Here is a 19,428-nt window from a genome sequence, read left to right on the forward strand (position 1 = left end):
CCTCCCCCGCGAAAGCGGGGGTCCAGGGGCCAAGTGCACCGAAGCGTTGGTTCTTGTGGCCCCTGGTTCCCCGCTTTCGCGGGGAAGGCATGGAATAAGGGATGTTGATGGGGGCGCTCATCCCCCTACTCCGCCGCTGCCGCATGACGCCGCCGGAAATCCTCCGGGTAATGGCGCACAGCACTCAACACCGGATAGGGGGTGAAGCCGCCCAGCGCGCAGAGCGAGCCGAACTTCATCGTGGCGCAGAGATCTTCCAGCAGCACCAGATTGGCATCCACCTCCCGGCCCGCCATGATCTTTTCCACCACCTCCCGCCCCCGGGTGGAGCCGATGCGGCAGGGGGTGCATTTTCCACAGGATTCAATGGCGCAAAATTCCATTGCAAAGCGCGCTTGGGCCGCCATGTCCACACTGTCATCAAACACCACCACCCCGCCATGGCCGATCAGGCCATCACGCTGGGCAAACGCCTCATAATCATAGGGCGTGTCGAACAGAATGGGCGGGAAATAGGCGCCCAGCGGGCCGCCGCACTGCACCGCCTTCACCGGGCGACCGGTGGCGGTGCCGTCGCCGATGCCCTCCACAATCTCGCCCAGCGTCACGCCGAACGCCGTTTCATACAGCCCGCCATGGCGGACATTGCCGGCGATCTGGATCGGCATGGTGCCGCGCGACCGGCCCATGCCGAAATCGGCATAATAGGCCGCCCCTTCCGCCAGGATCACCGGCACCGTAGCCAGCGAGATCAGGTTGTTGATCACGGTCGGCTGGCCGAACAGGCCCTTATGCGCCGGCAGCGGCGGCTTGGCCCGAACCTGCCCGCGCTTACCCTCCAGGCTTTCCAGCAGGGCGGTTTCCTCCCCGCAGACATAGGCCCCGGCACCAACGCGCAATTCCAGATCGAACGTGACGCCGCTGCCCAGAATATCCGCCCCCAGCCGCCCGGTGCGATAGGCTTCCGCGATGGCAGCACGCATGGTGCGGTTGGCATGGGGATATTCGGAGCGGGAATAGATGTACCCCTTGGTCGCCCCCACGGCGATGCCGGCAATGCTCATGCCTTCGATCAGGCAGAACGGATCGCCCTCCATGATCATCCGGTCGGCGAAGGTGCCGCTATCGCCCTCATCGGCGTTGCAGACGATATATTTCTGCGGGGCCTTGGTATCGGCCACCGTTTTCCATTTCACGCCGGTGGGAAAGCCGGCCCCGCCGCGACCGCGCAGACCGGATTTTGTCACCGTCTCCACAATGGCCGCCGGGCCAATCGCCAAGGCGTGGCGCAGCCCCTTGTAACCGCCCGTCGCCTCATAATCCGCCAGCGACAGCGGATCGACGATACCGCAGCGGGCAAAGGTCAGCCGCGTCTGGCCCTTCAGCCAGGGATGATCCTCCATCCGGCCCAGCCGCAGCGGATGGGCGCCGCCCAGCAGAAAGCCGGCATTGAACAGGCCCGGCACATCATGCGGATTGACCGGGCCATAGGCGATGCGGCCGGCGAGCGTTTCCACCTCCACCAGCGTTTCCAGCCAGAACAGCCCGCGCGAGCCGGTGCGGGTGATGGTTATCGGGGTGCCATCGGCGGCGGCATGGCTGGTGATGGCCTTCACCACCCGCTCCGCCCCCACAGCCAGGGCCGCCACGTCCTGCGGGATGAACAGCCGGATCGGCGATATCGGGGCGGTATTCATGCGCGCCGCGCCTCCTCAACAATGCCGGCCAGGCTTTCCGGGGTCAGGCGGCCATGCGGCTCCCCATCCACCAGGGCCGCCGGGGCCGTGGCGCAGAGGCCCAGGCAATAGACCGGCTCCACCGTCACCGACCCGTCCGGCGTGGTACCGCCCCAATCAATGCCCAGCCGGCGCAGCAGGTGGCTGGCCGTATGCTCCCCCTTCATGGACTGGCAGGCTTCCGCCCGGCACAGCTTCACCACATGGCGGCCGGAGGGATCATGGCGGAAATCATGATAGAAGGTGATGACGCCATGCACCTCCGCCCGCGACAGGTTCAGCGCATCCGCCAGCAGCGGCACCGCCGGTTCGGGCACATGGCCGAACTCTTCCTGCAGCGCGTGCAGGATGGGCAACAGGGCGCCCGGCATCTGGGCATGGTCAGCAATAATCGCTTCCGCCCGGAACGGATCCCAGGTGGGGCGATGGGACGCGCTTGGCATCGGGGGCTGCCTTTCGTCTCAACATCGTTTCAGTTGAGAGAAACAGAGCCCTGCACGCGTTTCAACATAGCTGTCCCATGCTGCGATAGAACATTTCTATCAATAATACTCCGTTGCCCTGATCAGAACCTATCGGTTCTGATCAGGGCCCTCAGTCGCCGGCGCCAACATCCGTTGGCTTGGCTACGCCGCACGGGCGGCGCGGCGGCAGTCGCCGCCGTACCAAGTTGCGATGCGTTCTGCTCATCGCAACTTGGTATAAGCCCCTGTCGATCCAAAAACCCGACGGGGCGGCCGCCAGTCCGGGGCCGCCCCTGCAAAGCCGGCACTGGCGGTGGGGCTGGCTTTGCGCTATCCCCTGTGCCCAGCCAAACCGGTTTTGTTCTTGAGACGTGACATGACGAATTGCCATTGCGGCTCCGGCCGCGCCTTTGATGAATGCTGCGGTCCTTACCTCTCGGGGGCGGCCGTGCCGCCGACGCCGGAAGCGCTGATGCGTTCACGTTACTCCGCCTTCGCCACGGCCAATGTCGCCTATCTGGGCGAAACCCTGCTGCCGGGCACGCAGGATGATTTCGACGCCGAACAGGTGACGGAATGGGCGAAGAACAGCCAGTGGACCGGGCTGGAAGTGCGCTCCACCGCCGATGGCAAGGACGCCAATGAAGCCTATGTCGAGTTCGTCGCCAAGTTCATCATGGATGGTAAGGAACTGATCCATCATGAAACCGGCCGCTTCCAGAAGCAGGATGGCCGCTGGTGGTATGTGGATGGCATCATGGGCCAGCGCCCGCGCACCGTGGTGAAGGTTGGCCGCAACGATCCCTGCATCTGCGGGTCGGGCAAAAAATACAAGAAGTGCTGCGGGGCTTGAAGCCGTTCTGATCGCTTCCCGCCCCAGAAGGGGCGGGGAGCGATAACCCATCCCTATCACCCTGATCAGATCAATCGATTTCCCTATCGCCGGCGGTTCGGCCAGAATAACGGCCAATCGGACATGTGATCGGGAGTTGATCCAATGCAACAGCGTAAATCCGCTGAGAAAGTCTTTCATGCCCTGCGCCAGCATGGGGCCGGCCTTGTGGCCAAAGGGGAACAGCTGATCATTGAAGGTTCAGCGCCAGCAGATATCTTGATGCAGGCGCATCGCCATCGGCGCACATTGCTGGCGATGGTGCGCATGAAAGCCTGACCTGCCCGGAACCCCCAAAGGATATCGTGCCGCAAGCCCCCTCCCCCCACCTGCCCGCCGGTCACCCGCCTGTAAAGACGCCGCGTGTCGGCGTGTTGCTGATCAATCTCGGCACGCCGGAGGGCACCGATTACTGGTCGATGCGGCGCTATCTGTCGGAATTCCTCTCCGACCGGCGGGTGGTGGAAGTGCCGCGCCTGATCTGGCAGCCGATCCTGCAGGGCATCATCCTGACCTTCCGGCCGAAGAAAAGCGGCCATGCCTATGCCGGCATCTGGAACCGGGAACTGGATGAAAGCCCGCTGAAAACCCATACGCGCGAACAGGCCCTGCTGCTTTCCGCCGCCATGGCGGCCCGGCATGGCGATGGCGTGGTGGTGGAATGGGGGATGCGCTATGGCCACCCCTCCACCGCCGCCGCCCTGGAACGGCTGACAGCGGCGGGGTGTGAGCGCATTCTGCTGTTTCCGCTCTATCCGCAATATAGCGCCACCACCACGGCCACAGCCTGCGATCAGGCCTTCCGCGCCCTGATGGCCATGCGCCGCCAGCCGGCGCTGCGCACCGTGCCGACATATCATGATGAGCCGGCCTATATCAGCGCGCTGGCCACCAGCGTGCGCGACCATCTGGCCGGGCTGGACTGGACGCCCGATCTGTTGATCACCAGCTTCCATGGCCTGCCCAAGGCCTATCTGGAAAAGGGCGACCCCTATCATTGCTATTGCCTGAAGACGGCGCGGCTGTTGCGCGAAGAGCTGGGCTGGACAGCGGACAAGCTGCGCTTTGCCTTCCAGTCCCGTTTTGGCCGCACCGAATGGCTGCAGCCCTATCTGGAACCGATGGTGAAGGCCCTGCCGGAACAGGGTGTGAAGAACCTCGCCATCATGGCCCCCGCCTTTGTCAGCGACTGTGTGGAAACGCTGGAGGAGGTCAACCAGGGCATCCGGGAGACATTCCTTACCGCTGGGGGGCAGAATTTCACCTATATTCCGTGCCTCAACAGCAGCCCCGCCCATATCGACCTGCTGGTCCGCCTGACCGAACGCGAATTGGGGGGCTGGGTATAGATCCCCACCACACAACCCCACGCCTATCCAACCCGGCAAAAATGATCGTGCACCGCGTGCCATTCCATGGCACGCGGTTTGCTTTATAAAGTTCCGGTTGGAAAATTCTTCAGGCGAAAGAAACGATAATGGCCACGACGATCACTCTGCCGAACTATACCGGTCCGGTCAGCGGCCTGACGCCGCAGAGAATGGCGACGTTGACGGCCACCCAGATCCGATCATTCGATCTGGACGATATCGGCTCCCTGACAAAGCCCCAGATCGCTGCCATTTCTGTCAGGCAAATCAGTGGCTTGACCACCGCCCATATCCAGGCATTGAACAGCAGCCAGATCGGTTTCACCGCAGCGCAACTGGCCGCCCTCAGCGATGATCAGTTCAAGGCATTCGAGGCCGATGACTTCTCGGCCATGACGGTCAGCCAGATCCGCGGGTTGACCCCGCGGGAGATGGCATTAATGACCCCTGAAAAAATTGCCGCCCTCTCCACCACCCAGGTGGCCGCACTGACGGCGCCGCAACTGAAGGCCATGTCCACCAGCCAGATCGCCAGCTTCAGCACCACCCAGATCGGGGCGCTGACCAGCAGCCAGATCGCGGCCCTGTCCGGCGACCAGCTGAATGCGATGACGGCGGATCAGGTGGGGGCATTGTCCAACAGCCAGTTGAAGGGCCTGACCGCCGCACAGATGGCGTCGTTGAGCGACACCCAGCTGGAACGGCTGAGCCCGACCCAGCTGGCCAGCCTGTCCACCGTGCAGGTCCGCAGCCTGACATTGACGCAGCTGAACAACCTGTCCGCCGCGCAATGGCAGAATTTCACCCCGGCCCAGATCGGCACCCTGACGACGGCACAGGTGAAGGGGCTGGACACATCCTTGCTGTCCAGCCTGCCGGAAGCGCAGTTCAAGGGCTTTACCGCCAGCCAGCTGGCGGCATTGACCACCACCCAGGTCCAGGGCCTAGCGGGTGAACAGATCGGCAGCATGACCCCGGCCCAGATGAGGGGTTTGACCCAGGCCCAGCTGGGCGCCCTCACCGAAGGGCAGCTGGCGGCATTCGCTCCCGATCAGCTGTCCAAATTGTCGGTCGCCCAGGTGAAATGGCTGCCGGCGGAGAAGATGACGGCCCTCTCGCCCGACCAGGTGGCCGGGCTGAACGGGGCGCAGATCAATGCGCTGACCACCACCCAGTTCCAGAATCTCAGCGCCGACCAGATCGGCGTGCTGACCCCGGCGCAGATCGCCCAGATCGGCCCGGTCAAGCTGGCCAACCTAAATGATGAACGGCTGGCCGCCCTGACCGGCACCCAGCTGACGGCGCTGACCCCCTCTCAAGTGGCCGTGCTGACCACCACCCAGCTTGCCAGCCTGACCGATGATCAGTTCGGCAGCCTGGGCAAGGGCCAGCTGACCGCCCTGACGGCCAACCAGATCAAGGCCCTGCCGGAAGGGCGGGTCGCGATCCTTTCCACCACCCAGCTGGCCGCCCTGACAGCCCCGCAAGTAGGCGCCCTGACCAGCGGGCAGATCACGGCGCTGAGCCAGGATCAGCTGGCGGGATTGACCACGGTGCAGCTGCGCGCGCTGACCACCAGCCAGATCGGGATGCTGGCCGGCAATCAGCTGTCGGCGCTGAGTTCGACGCAGGTCGCCGCCCTCAACCCCGGCCAGGTACGGGGCGTCGCACCGGAACTGCTGGGCGGCCTGTCCACCACACAAGTGTCGGCCCTGACGCCGGCCCAGGTGGCCGCCATCTCCACCGACCAGATGACGGCGCTGACCGGCAGTCAGCTGGCGGCCATGTCCGCCACCCAGCTGCGCAGCTTCAGCGCCGCGCAGGTCGGCGCCATCACCGCCGAACAGATTGGCAGCATCGGCGGCGATGTGATGGCCAATCTGACGGCGGTGCAGCTGAAGGGCATGTCCAGCACCCAGACGGCAGCCCTGAACCAGACCCAGGTGGAAAGCCTGTCCCGCGCCCAGCTGGCCGGTTTCAACAACAGCGCCCTTTCCGGCTTCAGCAATGTGCAGCTGTCCTGGCTGTCCAGCACGCAGCTGGGCGGGTTGACGGCCGGGCAGATCGGCGCACTGAGCGACGGCCAGATCGCCGGCCTGACCGGCAGCTCCCTGGCCGGGCTGACCAACCAGCAGATCAAGGGCCTGACCACCCTGGCGATTGCCGCCCTGTCGCCCGATCAGCTGGCTGCCCTGACCAGCGAGCAGGTGGCCAGCCTCAGCACCACCCAGATCCGGGGATTGACGCCCGAACAGGTAACGGCCCTCAACACCACCCAGATCGGCGGGCTGGCCGCCTCCAGCATCTCCAGCCTCAGCACCGCGCAGGTGGCCGCCCTTTCCGGGGAACAGGTGGCCAGCCTGTCGGAAGTGCAGCTGAAGGCGCTGTCGGCCACCCAGATCGGGGCGCTGCAGGGTGAGGATGTGGCCGCCCTGACCACCAGCCAGATGGCCCTGTTGAATTCCGGGCAGATCAAGGCGCTGACGGCCGACCAGATCGCCCTGCTGTCCGGTACGCAGATGGCGGCCCTGTCGACCACCCAGCTGTCGGCCCTTTCCTCCACCCAGATCAATGCCATCAGCGGGGAACAGCTGGCGGCCTTGTCAGCCACCCAGCTGGCCGGGCTGGCCGCCGGCCAGCTGGGTGGGCTGGCGCCGGAAAAGGTGGCGCAGCTGACCCCCACCCAGATCGGCGGCATGACGGTAGCCCAGGTGAAGAACCTGACGGTGACCCAGCTGAACAGCCTGAGCGAAAATCAGATCGGCGCGCTGACGCCGGACCAGCTGGCGGGGCTGAGCAACAGCCAGGTGGCGGGTGTCAGCAACGAATTCATGGGCCGCCTCAGCGCCAGCCAGTTCGCCGGGCTGACAGCCGGCCAGTTCGGTGCCATGACGGCGGATCAGCTGAATTCCTTCAGCGATGAACGGTTCGCCGAAATCTCCGTCAGCCAGCTTTCCGGCCTGACGGCCGCGCAGATCGGCAGCCTCAGCCAGACCCGCGTGGCGTCGATCGGCGGGGAGCAGTTCGCTAGCCTCAGCGTGGGCCAGATCGGCGGGCTGAAGGCGGAACAGGTCGCCGTGTTGAATGTCAATAATCTGAATGGCTTGAGCACGGTGAAGTTCGCCGCCCTGACGCCGGCGGCCATCAGCGGGCTGAACACCACCCAGATCACCAATCTGAACCCGGAATTGCTGGCCGGTATGACGGCCCCCCAGCTGGCCGGGCTTTCCACTGACCAGTTCGCCCTGCTGTCGCCCGACCAGCTGGCCAGCCTGACCAACACGCAGATTTCCGGCCTGACAGCGGCACAGCTGGGTTCCCTCAGCCCGGCGCAGCTGGGTGGGCTGACCCCGGCGCAGGTGGCGGCCCTGCCCAATGCTGCCATCGCCGGGCTGACCGGCGACCAGATCACCGCACTGAGCCCACAGCAGATGGCCGGGCTGACGACGACGCAAATTGGCCTATTCACACCCGACCAGATGAGCAAGTTGTCACCCGATCAGGTGGCCCAGCTGACCGTGCCGCAGCTGCAGGCGCTGTCCGCCACGCAGCTGGGCGCCATCGGTGCCGTCAGCCTGCCAATGTTGAACCAGACGCAGCTGCAGGCCCTGGGCACCCGACAGATCGCCGGCCTGTCCGCCGACCAGATCAATGCCCTGACGGCGGAACAGATGCCCTGGCTCAGCACCGGCCAACTGGGGGCCATCAGCAGCACGGCCGCCGCTGGACTGCGCGGTGAACAGCTGGAAGCCCTGTCCAGCGCCCAGTTCGCCACCCTGTCATCAGACCAGTTGAAAGCGGTGTCGCCCTCCCAGCTGGCGGCGCTCAGCGATACGCGGCTGGCCCAGTTGAGCACCGGCCAGGTGAGCGGGCTGACCGCTGCCCAGGTGAACAGCTTCAGCACCACCCAGCTGGGGCTGATGGGCACCGGGCAGGTCAGCGCGCTGGGCACGGGTGTTATCGCCAGCCTGTCCGCCGGCCTGCTGAACGCGCTCAGCAGCACGCAGATGAGCGGCTTGACCGCTGCCCAGGTTGGCGCCCTCTCCCCCGCCCAGGTCGCCTCCCTGCAGACGGAGAAGCTGGGCGTAATTGTGGCCCAGCAGTTGCCGTCCCTGACAGGGGCCCAGTTGGGCGCCATGAGCCAGGCGCAAATCCAGTCGCTGGGCACCAGCGGCATCGCCGCCCTGTCCGCCACCCAGCTGGGCGGATTGACCGCCAGCCAGGCCGGCGGCCTTTCCGCCAGCCAGATGCAGGCCCTGACCACCACGCAGGTGGCCGGGCTCTCCACCGGCTTCGTCAGCTCCATCGGCACAGTGCAGTTCGCCGCCTTGACCGGGACGCAGCTGAACGCCCTGTCCAGCGCCCAGGTGGGGGCGCTGTCCTCCGCCCAGGTCGGCGCCCTGACCGCCAGCCAGATCGGCCTGCTGAACGTGGCCCAGCTGAACCAGTTGAACGCCACGCAGCAGGCCGCCTTCAGCGGCACGCAATTGCAGGATCTCACCACCACGCAGGTGGCAGGGCTGTCCACCGGCTTCATCAGCCGGCTGACACCGGATCAGGTGAGCAACATGCTGACCAATCAGGTGCAGGCGCTTTCCCCTTCCGCGCTGGGGGCCATTCCCGCCGCCAGCATCGGTTCCATCGGCACGGCCCAGCTGGGCGGCATATCCTCCACCCAGGTCAGTGGGTTGACCAGCGACCAGCTGCAGGCGCTGTCCAACACGCAATTGCAGTCCCTGTCCACCAGCGCCATGCCGGGCCTGACCGGGCAACAGCTTTCCGGCCTGCTGCGGGTGCAGCTGCGTGCCCTGGGCAGCGGCCAGGTGGCCGCCCTGACGGCCACGCAGATCGGCGGCATGGCCCCCAGCCAGTTCGCCAATTTCACCGCCGCGCAGATGCAGTCGCTGACCGGCAGCCAGTTCAGCCAAGTGTCGTCGGCACAGATCGCGGCGGTCGGCGTCAGTCAGTTCACCGCCTTGACCACCAGCCAGATCAGCCAACTGACACCCCAACAACTGACCGGGTTGACCACAGATCAGGTGACGGCAATGCCCAGCAGCCAGATCAGCGCCCTTTCCACCAGTCAGATCGAATCCATGTCGGAAAAGCAGGTGAAAGCCTTCACCAGCGCCCAGCTGGACGGCATGACGGCGGAGCAGCGGCAGGCGGTGAACAATGCCCTGGCATAAGCCGACGCCCCCATGATGAAGAGCCCGTTACGCATCCTTGGCAAGGCAAGCTCCATCAATGTCCGCAAGGTTCTCTGGACCTGCCGGGAAATTGGCCAGGACTTCGTGCGGGAAGATTGGGGCAGCGGCTTCCAACCCATCGACACCGCAGCATTCCGGCAGATCAATCCCAATGCGCAGGTACCGGTGGTGGCCCTGCCGGATGGCTATCTTTGGGAATCAAACAGCATATGCCGCTGGCTGGCGGGGGAGGCAGAACGCGCCGACCTGCTGCCGACCGTTCCCTTGGCCCGCGCCCGGGTGGAAATGTGGATGGATTGGCAGGCGACCGAACTGAATCCCGCCTGGCGCTATGCCTTCATGGCCCTGGTGCGCGAGAGCCCGGCCTTTCTGGATAAGGAATTGATCGCCGACAGCATCCGGGCCTGGAACGGCAAGATGCATATTCTCGACGATCAGCTCTCGAAGACAGGTGGCTATGTGGCGGGGGAGAATTTTACCCTGGCCGATATTGTGCTGGGGCTTTCAACCAACCGATGGATGCAGACTCCGATAGAGCATGTGCCATTGCCAGCGGTGGCCGATTGGTGGGAACGGCTTTGCCGACGTCCCGCCTTTATGGAATTCGGGGCCAATGGCATTGCCTGAAAGCGGCGGCCGGGCCGCCGCTTTTCTCAACAACCGATGAAATCCTTGATCACCGCCGCCACCGCCGGCCCGTAGCCATCGGCACCGAAGGCTGGCGTTTCCCGGCATTGCCCATGGGGGGCCAGCGCCAGGGCACGGCGCGTGTCATCCCCCAACGGGTCACTGGCCCCGATCAACCCCAGCACCGGGCAGGTGATCAGCCGGATACGCTCCAGGGTCGGATAGACGAAGGCCGCGTGATAGGCCCAGGGATAGGTCTCCGGTGCCTTCAGCACATCCAGCACCAGTTCATGCAGCCGCTGCGGGCTGGGCAGGCCGGTGGGGCGACGATGGGCGGCGTCGCGGCTGTACCAGGGAAAGAAACTATACTGGTCGCGGCAGAACATGAAGGCGCGCTGCAGGTAATCGCCCTCCAGCGTCGGGGGAAAGGCCGGGGCATAGCGGGCCAGATATTCCGCCTGCTGGTCGGGCGTGAAGGCCGCCACCCCGTCCATTACCACGCTGAGCGCGCGCGCCGGGGCCAGGATGGCGGTTTCCGCCGCGATGGCCGCCCCGGTGTGGGAGCCGTACAGATGCGACGTCGCAACTTCCAACGCATCCATCAGCGCCAGCACATTGGCGGCATAATCCGCCATCTGCGGACGACGCCCGCCGGGAAGGGCGGGCGCATCGCTGTCGCCATTGCCCGGTGTGTCCGGGGCAATGACATCGAAGCGGTCGGCCAGGGCCAGCATCACCGGTTCCAATTGCTTGGAACTGGCGGGGGAAGCGTGGAACAGCAGGATCGGGGCCCCCTGCCCCGCCCGCCGGTAATGGATTTGCCCATGCGGGCCGTCGGCAAAGCCCCGGCGGATGCGGACGGGGCCGCTCATACCGCGTCCCCCGCCACCCGCACCAGGGCGCGCCCATTGGACTGACCGCGCACCACCTTTTCCAGCTGGGCCGGGGCGGCCTGCAGCCCCACGGCCACGTCATTGGCTTCCCGCAGGGCACCGCTGGCGATCAGGGGGCGGGCCATCTCCACCCATTCCGCCCGGCGGGGAATGAAATCATAGACGATCAGCCCATGCACGGTGGCACGCTTGAACATGATCATGCCGGCATTGATCATGGCCGGCGTGCCGGCGCCATAATGTTCGGCCAGCCCGCACAGCACCACCCGCGCATAGGGCCGCAGCAGCGGCAGCGCCACCTGCAGCATACTGGCGCCGACATTTTCAAAATGGATGCTGAAGCCGCCTGCTTCCTTTGACAGATCGGCCAATTGCTGTTGCCAGCCCTCCTGCCGATAATCGACGCAGGCATCAAAACCATATTGCTCCAGGGCCAGCCGGCACTTGTCCGGCCCGCCGGCAATGCCAATGACGCGGGCACCGGCCGCCTTGGCAATCTGCCCGGCCGTGCCCGCCACCACGCCGGCAGCGGCATTGATGCACAGCACATCGCCGGCCTGCACCTTGGCCAGTTGGGTGATGCCGGCCCAGGCGGTGACGCCCGGCATCCCCAGCAGGCCTAGATGAGCCGTCAGCCCCAGGCTGGGATCGATGCGGCGCACAGTCTCTGCCGACACCATCGCCTCTTCGGCCCAACCGGCTTCGGTCACCACATGGTCGCCGGGCTTGAAGCCTTCCACGGCGGAGGCCAGCACCTGGCACACCCCTTCGCCCGGCAGCGGGCCGCCGGGTACCGGCCTTGGTTCGCCCATATGGCGGCCCCGGATGCGCGGCCCCAGATAGGGGTCCAGCCCCAGCCAGAGCAGCCGCACATGCAACATGCCTTGCGGCGGGGTATCCGGCAGATCACGCTGGATCAGGGTGAAGTCCGCCGCTGTCGGGGCCGCCTCCACCGGATGCGCCAAGGTGATTTCGGCGACGCTGCGTCCCATTTTCATTCTCCCACGTTGCTGGCGACGATACAGACCGGGCAATCCTCTGCCGGTTCGTCCGCCACCCCTTCCACCATGCGTTTCACCAGATCGGGCCGGCCGGGGCGGGCGATCACCCGTTCCCCGCCGACCCAAACCCCTGTCCCCGCCGCCGCGCTTACGGCGCTGGTCAGCGGGTTGATCACCGGGATCGCGGCACGCGCCGCCAGCGCCGCCGCCAGGGGCGACATGCAGGTACAGCCCAGCAGCACCGCTTCCGCCCCCCGATCCGCCATGTCGGCAATGGCCAGGGCGATGGCATCCAGCACCACCGCCGCCCCCTCCCGCACCCGGGCCAGATAGCCATCGGGGCCGGCCAGCCGGTCCAGTTCCGCCTCCGCCCCCACATTGGCGATGCCGATGCAGGCCGTCTCATGGCCATAGAGGCGCAACAGACCTTCCGGGATGAAATTCATGGAGCGGGGCCAGACGGTGACAATGCCGAAGCGGCGCCCGCCTGCAGCGGCCGCCGCCATCCCCATTTCCCCCGGCCCGAAGACAGGCAGCGCGGTGGCCGCGCGGAGGGCCGCCAGACCGTAATCCCCCAGACTGTCGATCACCAACGCATCACAGCCGGCCTCTGCCGCCGCAAGCCCGGCTTCCAGATGCCCCACCTGCTGCAGCGCCTGCTCCAACGCGGTGAAGGGGAAGGCCGGCACGCGGGACGGGAAGGGGCGCAGCACAGTGGTGGGCGACAGCAGCGGCGCCAGTTCCGGGGCGACAGGGCGGAGCGGGTCACGCACCGCCCCCAGCAAGCCGATCAACATGTCGCCCCCGTTAAATGATACAAAACTATATCTTTATATTTTATCAACAGGGTTAATCTGTCAATCACCTATCCATGATGGTGATGAACCGGCAATTGCGCTGATCGGCCCGGCGCACTAGGTTCGGTGGGTGAAGCTTCAACCGGACCCCGATCATGCATAGTGAAATTACCCTGGAGGCTGACGGGTCATTGACCTTGACGCCGGAAATGCAGGCCCATCTGCGCGTGCGGCCGGGGCAGCGGCTGAAGATCTCCCTGACCGAGGAGGGGCAGATCATCCTGTCCGCCGCCATCGCCCCCGGCGCGCAATTGCTGCGCGGCATGTTGGGGCGTAAGACGGGGGAGTAAGCCGTTCCATCCCAAGAGCCATGTATCATGGCTCTTGGGATTCGTATGCTCCCTCAGGCGCCGGGCGCTGCCTCCGGCAGCTTGGCTTACGCGCCACGTGGCGCGGGCCAGCGGTCGCTGGCTTCCAAGGATCATGTCCCATGACCCTTGGTTTTGCCCTCCCCCAAAAAAAGAAAGCCCACGTGTTGGCGACCGTGGGCTTTTTTAAGTTTTACTGAAGGAAAACAGGGTCAGCGTTGCCGACCCCGTTGCACGGGAACCGCAAGCGGTTCCGGCCTCGTGATAATGAAGCTGGCAGCAGCGGCCAGGATCGCCATGATTCCAACGCCCAGCCAGGGCAGGGAGAGTGCGAGCGGCACCAGAAAGGCCATGCCCAGGCTGATACCGCCCAGGGCCAGGGCCTTGCCCCGGCGGGTGATCGCGCCATGATCCAGGAACAGCCGGATCGGCGCGCCATAGCGCGGATGCGCCAGCAACCGTTCCGCCCGGTGGTCGCCAGCGCGGATCAGGCAGATGACCGCCAGGATCAGAAAAATCGTGGTGGGCAGGACCGGCAGCACAATGCCGATGATCCCCAGGATCAGACAGAAGCTGGCCGCTAGGCGATAGAGCGCCCGCGCCATGGGTCCGATTTGTTTGGCCGGTTCCCGATCCTGCATGATGGCTTCCTGTTCCCCGCTTGCGACGTCGCAACATCGCCTCCCAACGCCAACCGCTGGGCATGGGTAAACAGTAAGCCCGGAAAAGAATTCCGTACAATCGAATGATCCGATCAGCCTGATAGGGGCGGCCTATCCCCCAGCGGCGGATCGACCGCCGGGGCTTTCCTTACTGCTTGGGGGAACACCCCTTAAGATCTAACAGCCTTCATGGCCGCAGCCATTTCAGCGGCCTGCACGCCATGGCCGAAGACGCGGACGAAATGGCCCTGGCGGTCGAACAGATAGATGAAGGCGGAATGGTCGACCAGATATTCGGTGGTGCCGGCCTCTTCGGCCGACACTTTCTTGGAATAGACGCGGAACTCCTTCTTCACGGCTTCAATCTGCTCGGGGGTGCCGGTCACCCCCCGCAGGTTGGGATGGAACAGGCTGACATAGCCGGCCAGATGTTCCGGCGTGTCCCGTTCCGGATCAACCGTCACGAACAGGGCCTGAGCGTCCGGCAGTTCATTGCCCAGCAGGTCCAGCGTCTCCCCGATCGACTGCAGGTCGGTGGGGCAGATATCCGGGCAATAGCTATAGCCGAAATAGATCAGGCTGACCTTGCCCTGCAGCGCCGCTTCGGTGATCGGCGCGCCGGTATGATCGGTCAGGGCGAAGGGGCCGCCGATATCGGCGCGCCCCTGGCCCTGGTCTGCTTGCGAAAAGGGGCGGAGATGATCCGCCACCAGCAGGGCGGCCCCCAGGAAACCGACAGCGCCCAGAATGGCGATGCCGGTCCATAACATGCGGCGTTTCATCGGCCCCTCCCGGCTTAATGCTGATGGCCGTTATGGCCACCCTGCTCGGCCCCGGCGGCCGGACGGGCACCCGGGCCCTTGACCGGAACGCTGACGGAGACGGCACCCGCCTTTTCGAAATTCAGCGTCAGCGGCACTGCGTCGCCCGCCTTCAATTGCTGCTTCAGGCCGATCAGCATGATGTGCAGCCCGCCGGGCTGCAACTGCACCGGGGTGCCGGCCACCAGGGGAATGGCCGCCACCGACCGCATCTGTGCCACGCCATTTTCCATGACGTGGTTATGCAGTTCTACCTTCTCGGCAACCGGGCTGCTGGCGGACAGCAGCTTGTCCTCCCCCTGGTCCAGGGCCAGGGTCAGAAAGGCTGCCCCCACCTTGGCCGTGGGCGCGGTGGCGCGGGAGAAGGGTTCCGTCACCGTCACGGTGGCAGCAGCGGCCATGCCGGTCAGCGCCAGCATGGAGAGGGAGGCCAGCGCCAGATGCTTGGCAAAAAACTTCATGATGTCACCCTTGGGTATTCATATAAGGATATTGTAGGGGGGATGGGGCTGGCTCAAGCCCCAGGCGGCCCCCGTGCAGGTGGAATTCCCAGGGTGATGCTGAAGGGTGCGCGCCTGCTGTCCATCGCGGTAGCGGCGGACAGAACCCATTGCACCGGCAGGCGCAAAACCGGCCCGGCCAGGGCGGGCAGGCTGGACATGGCGGCGAACAGGCAATGGTCACCGCCATGCAGGATGAGGGAACCATCCCGGTCCGCCGTGCCGGCCGGCAATCCCGCCCGGCAGAGGGAAAAACCCGCCCAGGCGCCGGAAGACAGGCCGGCCGGATCGGGCATATAACCGGCCGGCACCAGGGCCCGCAGCCAAAAGGCCGCCAGCACCAGAATGGTGAGCCATTGTCCGCTGTGCGGCACCGGGTGCGGTATCGCCTTCATGCTTAATGGGTGCCACGCGTGGCCGCCCCTGTCCATTCCCCTGTTGTCGCAGGGATGGAAGGCCGCCGATCAATGCAGGCGCTGCAGCGGGGTCAGCACCGGAGCCCGGTCGCAGGCAAGATCAAAGCCACCCTGCCGCAGCAGGCGAGCCAGCCCTTCCATCGCCGGGGCCGCCCGTTCCGCCGCCTGCACCGGCAGCCAGGCGGTCAGGATCATCTCGGCCCCCAGCCCCTCGTCCCGCTGCAGCGCCCGCACCCCGTTGAGGATCTGCGCCTCATCATCGGTCAGCCGCGTGCAGGCCGGACAGCCCAGGGCCGGCGCGCGGCGGGAAGCCGTGGCGAATATCCGCATCAGCCCGTCGATGCTGGCCGCCGCATCCGGCACCCCGGCACTGCGATAGACATCGCGCAGCATCAGGGCCGGGCAGCGCCCATGCCGGGCACAGGTGGCCCAATAGCGCATCCCCCACAATGTCAGCCGCGCCGCCGGGGTCAGCGCCACAAAAGGCATCTCCGCCCGGATGGGGGCGGGCAGATCGGCTTGGTTGTTCCAGACAAGTCGCAGGCTGCGCATCATCAACACCATGGCAGGGGGAAAGATGGGGTCACCGTATCGTTATTAAGAATGATTCGCAATATCTCATGAGAGGTGATTTTTCTATCGTCCGGGGTTGTAGCCCCCGCCGGGCCGCCCCACCTGCAAATAAGGAACCCCGTCCAAGGAGAAGCGTTTTCCAACACGCATCAACCGGATTTCCATCGGACAGGGGCTGAGGCCGACAGCGCCATCGCCCCCGTAACCCGGCGGTCGGGACCGTTTCAAACCATGTCCCGACCGGACCGGAACCCGCATCAAGGGGAAAGGACTGACGTAATGGACATTCCGCTGCAGATCGCCTTCAAGGACATGGACAGCTCCGCCTTTCTGGAGGCGCAAATCCGTCACCGGGTGGAGAAGCTGAAACGGGTACATCAGGCCATCACCAGTTGCCGGGCGGTGCTTTCCATCCCCCATCGCGCCGCCGCCAGCGGCAAGCTGCCGCTGGAAATCGCCCTGGAAGTGAATATTCCCGGCCACAACACCCTAGTCGCCCGGGATGAGGAACCCCGCCACGACGCCAAGCAGGATCACACCCTGGTGATCAACCGCGTGTTTGAGGTGATGGAACGCCAGCTGGAACAGGCCAACCGGATCCATAAGGGGATTGTGAAGCATCACGCCTCGGCCCCCGACACCGGCAAGGTGGTGCGGCTGTTCCCCGAACAGGATTACGGATTCGTGGAGATGCGGGACGGCGATCTCTATTTCAACCGCACCGCCGTGCAGGGGGAACGGTTCGAAACACTCAGCGTCGGCACGCTGGTAGAGGTGGTGCGGGCGCGCGAAGACGGGCCGATGGGGCCGCAAGCCAGCAGCATCCGCCTGCGGGAAGCAGCGCGCGCCGCTTCCTGAGCTTTTTCCATCCTTACCGTTTGGGGGAGCCCTAAAATCAGCAACTTACCGGCCGTTGGCCAAGGAGTCGCCCGCCCCCGACCTGTAAGGGTTCAGTTTCGCAGAGCAAACGGCGCCGGAAATCCGGCGCCGTTTGTCGTTTCTGCAGGAAAATCGCCCCCAAACAGTAAGGATCAGGCAGGGGCCATTCCCCCCGCATTCCCCCAGGAAGTAAGCTTGGGTCGCGGGACTCGGGACAACCTTACGGGCAGGGGGTGCCTTGACTCTTCGCGTGGGCCCTGGAATCCGATCATGTCCTTACGCCACGGGGGAGCGTAAGCCATTGAAATATATGAGGCGGATAAAAGAATAGCGGCTTGATACAGGCCTATCCTTACCGTTTGGGGGCAAAATTCCGCGCACATCCTTACACCCTGGGGGAAAACCCGTCGCTGCAGCCCCCAAACAGTAAGGATAAGCACCATCCCGCCGCACGCCCCCAAGACGTAAGGGAATCGGATGCCCATTCCTTGGAGACGAATCACATTTACGCCCCCGAGAGGTAAGGAATCCTGCCCCCCGAGTCGCCCTGACCGGTGCTGAAGCGTAATTTGCCCGCCAAACAGGACAGCAATCGCACTGCAAAACTCCTGTTTTTGGTTTTCAGGATTCTTGTATAGATTCAGGGAACCGCAGAGCCGCAGGAATCCTCAGGTTTTTGGCCCTCATCCTTACAGACCGGGGGGCTTAACCCTACCTGACGGGGGCGTTTGGCCCACGCCCCGGGGCGTAAGTGTCTGCCCCCACGCCGTAAGGATGGCTGCCATGGTCCTTTCCTTACTTGCACTCCCTGTAAGGAAGATCATAGGTTGGGGCATTGACCAGGGGATTTCCATGCCGCCTTCACGCCGCAAAGCCGCTGTCGCCATCGACGATGGTGGCGCGGATGACCAGATTGCCAAACCCACGACCGGCCGCGCCAAAGGGGCGGCCGCCGCAGAGATCATACCCTACAGCCCGGCATTCGGGGATAGCGGCGTCGTCATCGACATGGAGGGCAATCCCGGCCCCGACAATCTGCCGGCCCTGGACCCTGGCGGCCACACGGCGCGCGTGGCCGCCGCCACGTTCGAACGCGATGGCTACAAGCACCTGATCAAGGCGGCGGAGGCGGTCTATTCCTACCCGGCCAACGGGTCGCGCCTGTCGCTACCAGCGCAGAAGATGCTGAATTTCATGATCCATCTGGCCGGCAGCCAGAACTTCGCCAACAAGCTCTATCGCCTGCCCAAGAAGGTGGTGCGCGGCAACCATAAGGGGAACGAGCGCATCTTCGACGCGGTGAAGGAGATTTACGAAAGCTCCCTGGTGGTGATCGGCCCCTTCCGTGGCCGGCGCAGCCGCGCGGAACTGCGTATCCTCTCCTCCTATGTCCGGCCGGAAGATGAGGTGGAGATCGACAGCGCCGATATCCATTTCCAGTTCACCGATGCGTTCCTGGAGCTGCAGCGCTCCTCCCAGCTCTGGGCCCGGCTGTCGGGGCCGGCGATGGTGAAGGTCACCAGCACCTATGCGCTGAAGCTGTATGAGATCGGGATGCAGCGCTACCAGATGGATCATCCGTCGCTGACCCTGGATATTGAAACGCTGCGCAAGCTGCTGAATGTGCCGGAGGGTGCCTATAAGGATTTCGGCATTCTGCGCACCCGCACCATCGACCGCGCCATGGCGGAGGTGAACCAGCTGGCCCCCTTCCGCGTCGATATGCCGGAGGAGAAGTTCAAGCGCAAAGGCCGCAAGATTGAGGAAGTGACCCTGGATTTCCACGCCAAGGAGGAGGAGGAAGCCGCCGAGACCTTCCTGGAGCGGGAACGCCATGCCGCCGGCCGCAAGGCTCGTCGCCTGGGCAATGTGGAGAAGCTGGAGGCACCGGCCCCCGCCGTGCCGCCGCCGCCCCTGCCGGATGCCGACGATGCAGAGGCCTTGTGGGCCGCCGCCCGCCATGCCCTGGGTTCCCGCAACGTGCCTACCCCGCTGCTGCGCGATCTGGAGGCGGTGGGGATTGAGGAAACCGCCCGTGGCGCCCGCAAGCTGGTGCTGCGCGCCGCCCACGCCGTGACCGCCGATACCGCCCGCCGCGGGCATGAGGCGACGATGCGGCTGGTGTTGTCCTCGCTGACCTCCGGTTCCATTACCGAGGTGGAGTTCCAGGTACCGGCCAGCAAGCCGCGCAAGGGCTGAGGCGGGTGTGATCAGGATCG

At 65.0% G+C, this 19,428-nt stretch carries 18 protein-coding genes; 8 read left to right on the top strand and 10 right to left on the bottom strand.

Features of this window, described 5'->3' with window-relative positions:
* Positions 1-125: 125 nt before the first annotated feature.
* Both CHB97_RS18725 and CHB97_RS18730 read right to left on the bottom strand, forming a co-directional pair.
* Entirely contained in the window at positions 126-1,697 is a 1,572-nt protein-coding gene (locus tag CHB97_RS18725; RefSeq protein ID WP_089289534.1) for an NADH-quinone oxidoreductase subunit NuoF, read from the bottom strand.
* Positions 1,694-2,179, bottom strand: a complete 486-nt coding sequence (locus CHB97_RS18730; RefSeq protein ID WP_089289535.1) for a formate dehydrogenase subunit gamma — start codon at positions 2,177-2,179, stop codon at positions 1,694-1,696. The genes CHB97_RS18725 and CHB97_RS18730 overlap by 4 nt, the downstream gene beginning before the upstream one ends.
* A 397-nt stretch (positions 2,180-2,576) precedes the next feature.
* Between CHB97_RS18730 and CHB97_RS18735 the strand changes: the two genes are divergently transcribed.
* The 5 genes from CHB97_RS18735 to CHB97_RS18750 all read left to right on the top strand — a co-directional run bounded on the left by CHB97_RS18735 (position 2,577) and on the right by CHB97_RS18750 (position 10,299).
* Positions 2,577-3,053, top strand: coding sequence for a YchJ family protein (locus CHB97_RS18735; RefSeq protein WP_089289536.1), 477 nt, complete (start codon positions 2,577-2,579; stop codon positions 3,051-3,053).
* Positions 3,054-3,197: 144 nt separating this feature from the next.
* Positions 3,198-3,371, top strand: coding sequence for a hypothetical protein (locus CHB97_RS26495; protein ID WP_160106008.1), 174 nt, complete (start codon positions 3,198-3,200; stop codon positions 3,369-3,371).
* A gap of 26 nt (positions 3,372-3,397) precedes the next feature.
* Positions 3,398-4,441 (top strand): ferrochelatase, encoded by a 1,044-nt coding sequence (gene hemH / locus CHB97_RS18740; protein WP_244559609.1) that lies wholly within the window; start codon positions 3,398-3,400, stop codon positions 4,439-4,441.
* A 128-nt stretch (positions 4,442-4,569) separates the two neighbouring features.
* Positions 4,570-9,651 (top strand): hypothetical protein, encoded by a 5,082-nt coding sequence (locus tag CHB97_RS18745; protein ID WP_089289538.1) that lies wholly within the window; start codon positions 4,570-4,572, stop codon positions 9,649-9,651.
* 12 nt (positions 9,652-9,663) lie between these two features.
* On the top strand, positions 9,664-10,299 hold the full coding sequence (locus CHB97_RS18750; protein WP_200820014.1) for a glutathione binding-like protein: 636 nt from the start codon (positions 9,664-9,666) through the stop codon (positions 10,297-10,299).
* A gap of 26 nt (positions 10,300-10,325) precedes the next feature.
* Here the strand turns inward: CHB97_RS18750 and CHB97_RS18755 are convergent, their stop codons facing one another.
* From CHB97_RS18755 to CHB97_RS18765, 3 genes are read right to left on the bottom strand one after another with little or no spacing between them, the layout of a single operon-like run.
* On the bottom strand, positions 10,326-11,171 hold the full coding sequence (locus tag CHB97_RS18755; protein WP_089289539.1) for an alpha/beta fold hydrolase: 846 nt from the start codon (positions 11,169-11,171) through the stop codon (positions 10,326-10,328).
* Entirely contained in the window at positions 11,168-12,184 is a 1,017-nt protein-coding gene (locus CHB97_RS18760) for an NADP-dependent oxidoreductase (RefSeq protein WP_089289540.1), read from the bottom strand. Before CHB97_RS18760 ends, CHB97_RS18755 begins: the two co-directional genes overlap by 4 nt.
* 2 nt (positions 12,185-12,186) lie before the next feature.
* Positions 12,187-12,990 (bottom strand): aspartate/glutamate racemase family protein, encoded by an 804-nt coding sequence (locus CHB97_RS18765; RefSeq protein ID WP_089289541.1) that lies wholly within the window; start codon positions 12,988-12,990, stop codon positions 12,187-12,189.
* A 155-nt stretch (positions 12,991-13,145) separates the two neighbouring features.
* Here CHB97_RS18765 and CHB97_RS18770 point away from each other — a divergent pair, with 155 nt between their 5' ends.
* Entirely contained in the window at positions 13,146-13,340 is a 195-nt protein-coding gene (locus CHB97_RS18770) for a hypothetical protein (RefSeq protein ID WP_089367482.1), read from the top strand.
* A 230-nt stretch (positions 13,341-13,570) separates the two neighbouring features.
* Here CHB97_RS18770 and CHB97_RS18775 read toward each other — a convergent pair whose 3' ends face one another.
* The 5 genes from CHB97_RS18775 to CHB97_RS18795 form a co-directional block, all read right to left on the bottom strand.
* The gene (locus CHB97_RS18775) at positions 13,571-13,999 is read right to left on the bottom strand and encodes a YbaN family protein (RefSeq protein WP_200820015.1); all 429 of its coding nucleotides are present in this window, start codon (positions 13,997-13,999) and stop codon (positions 13,571-13,573) included.
* 191 nt (positions 14,000-14,190) lie between these two features.
* On the bottom strand, positions 14,191-14,802 hold the full coding sequence (locus CHB97_RS18780; protein ID WP_089289542.1) for an SCO family protein: 612 nt from the start codon (positions 14,800-14,802) through the stop codon (positions 14,191-14,193).
* Between the two features lie 14 nt (positions 14,803-14,816).
* Positions 14,817-15,302 carry a copper chaperone PCu(A)C gene (locus tag CHB97_RS18785; protein ID WP_089289543.1) on the bottom strand — a complete coding sequence of 162 codons (486 nt, stop codon included), beginning with the start codon at positions 15,300-15,302 and terminating at the stop codon, positions 14,817-14,819.
* Positions 15,303-15,355: 53 nt separating this feature from the next.
* Positions 15,356-15,736 carry a hypothetical protein gene (locus CHB97_RS18790; RefSeq protein ID WP_089289544.1) on the bottom strand — a complete coding sequence of 127 codons (381 nt, stop codon included), beginning with the start codon at positions 15,734-15,736 and terminating at the stop codon, positions 15,356-15,358.
* Between the two features lie 69 nt (positions 15,737-15,805).
* Positions 15,806-16,312 (bottom strand): hypothetical protein, encoded by a 507-nt coding sequence (locus CHB97_RS18795; protein ID WP_143271020.1) that lies wholly within the window; start codon positions 16,310-16,312, stop codon positions 15,806-15,808.
* A 297-nt stretch (positions 16,313-16,609) separates the two neighbouring features.
* On the opposite strand from CHB97_RS18795, the gene CHB97_RS18800 reads away from it, so the two are divergent.
* Together CHB97_RS18800 and CHB97_RS18805 are read left to right on the top strand one after the other, a co-directional pair.
* On the top strand, positions 16,610-17,188 hold the full coding sequence (locus tag CHB97_RS18800) for an HPF/RaiA family ribosome-associated protein (protein WP_160106010.1): 579 nt from the start codon (positions 16,610-16,612) through the stop codon (positions 17,186-17,188).
* A gap of 873 nt (positions 17,189-18,061) precedes the next feature.
* Positions 18,062-19,408, top strand: a complete 1,347-nt coding sequence (locus CHB97_RS18805; RefSeq protein WP_089289547.1) for a replication initiation protein — start codon at positions 18,062-18,064, stop codon at positions 19,406-19,408.
* Positions 19,409-19,428 lie beyond the last annotated feature (20 nt).

This window comes from Azospirillum sp. RU38E (assembly GCF_900188385.1).
In the GTDB taxonomy this organism is placed as follows: Bacteria; Pseudomonadota; Alphaproteobacteria; order Azospirillales; family Azospirillaceae; genus Niveispirillum.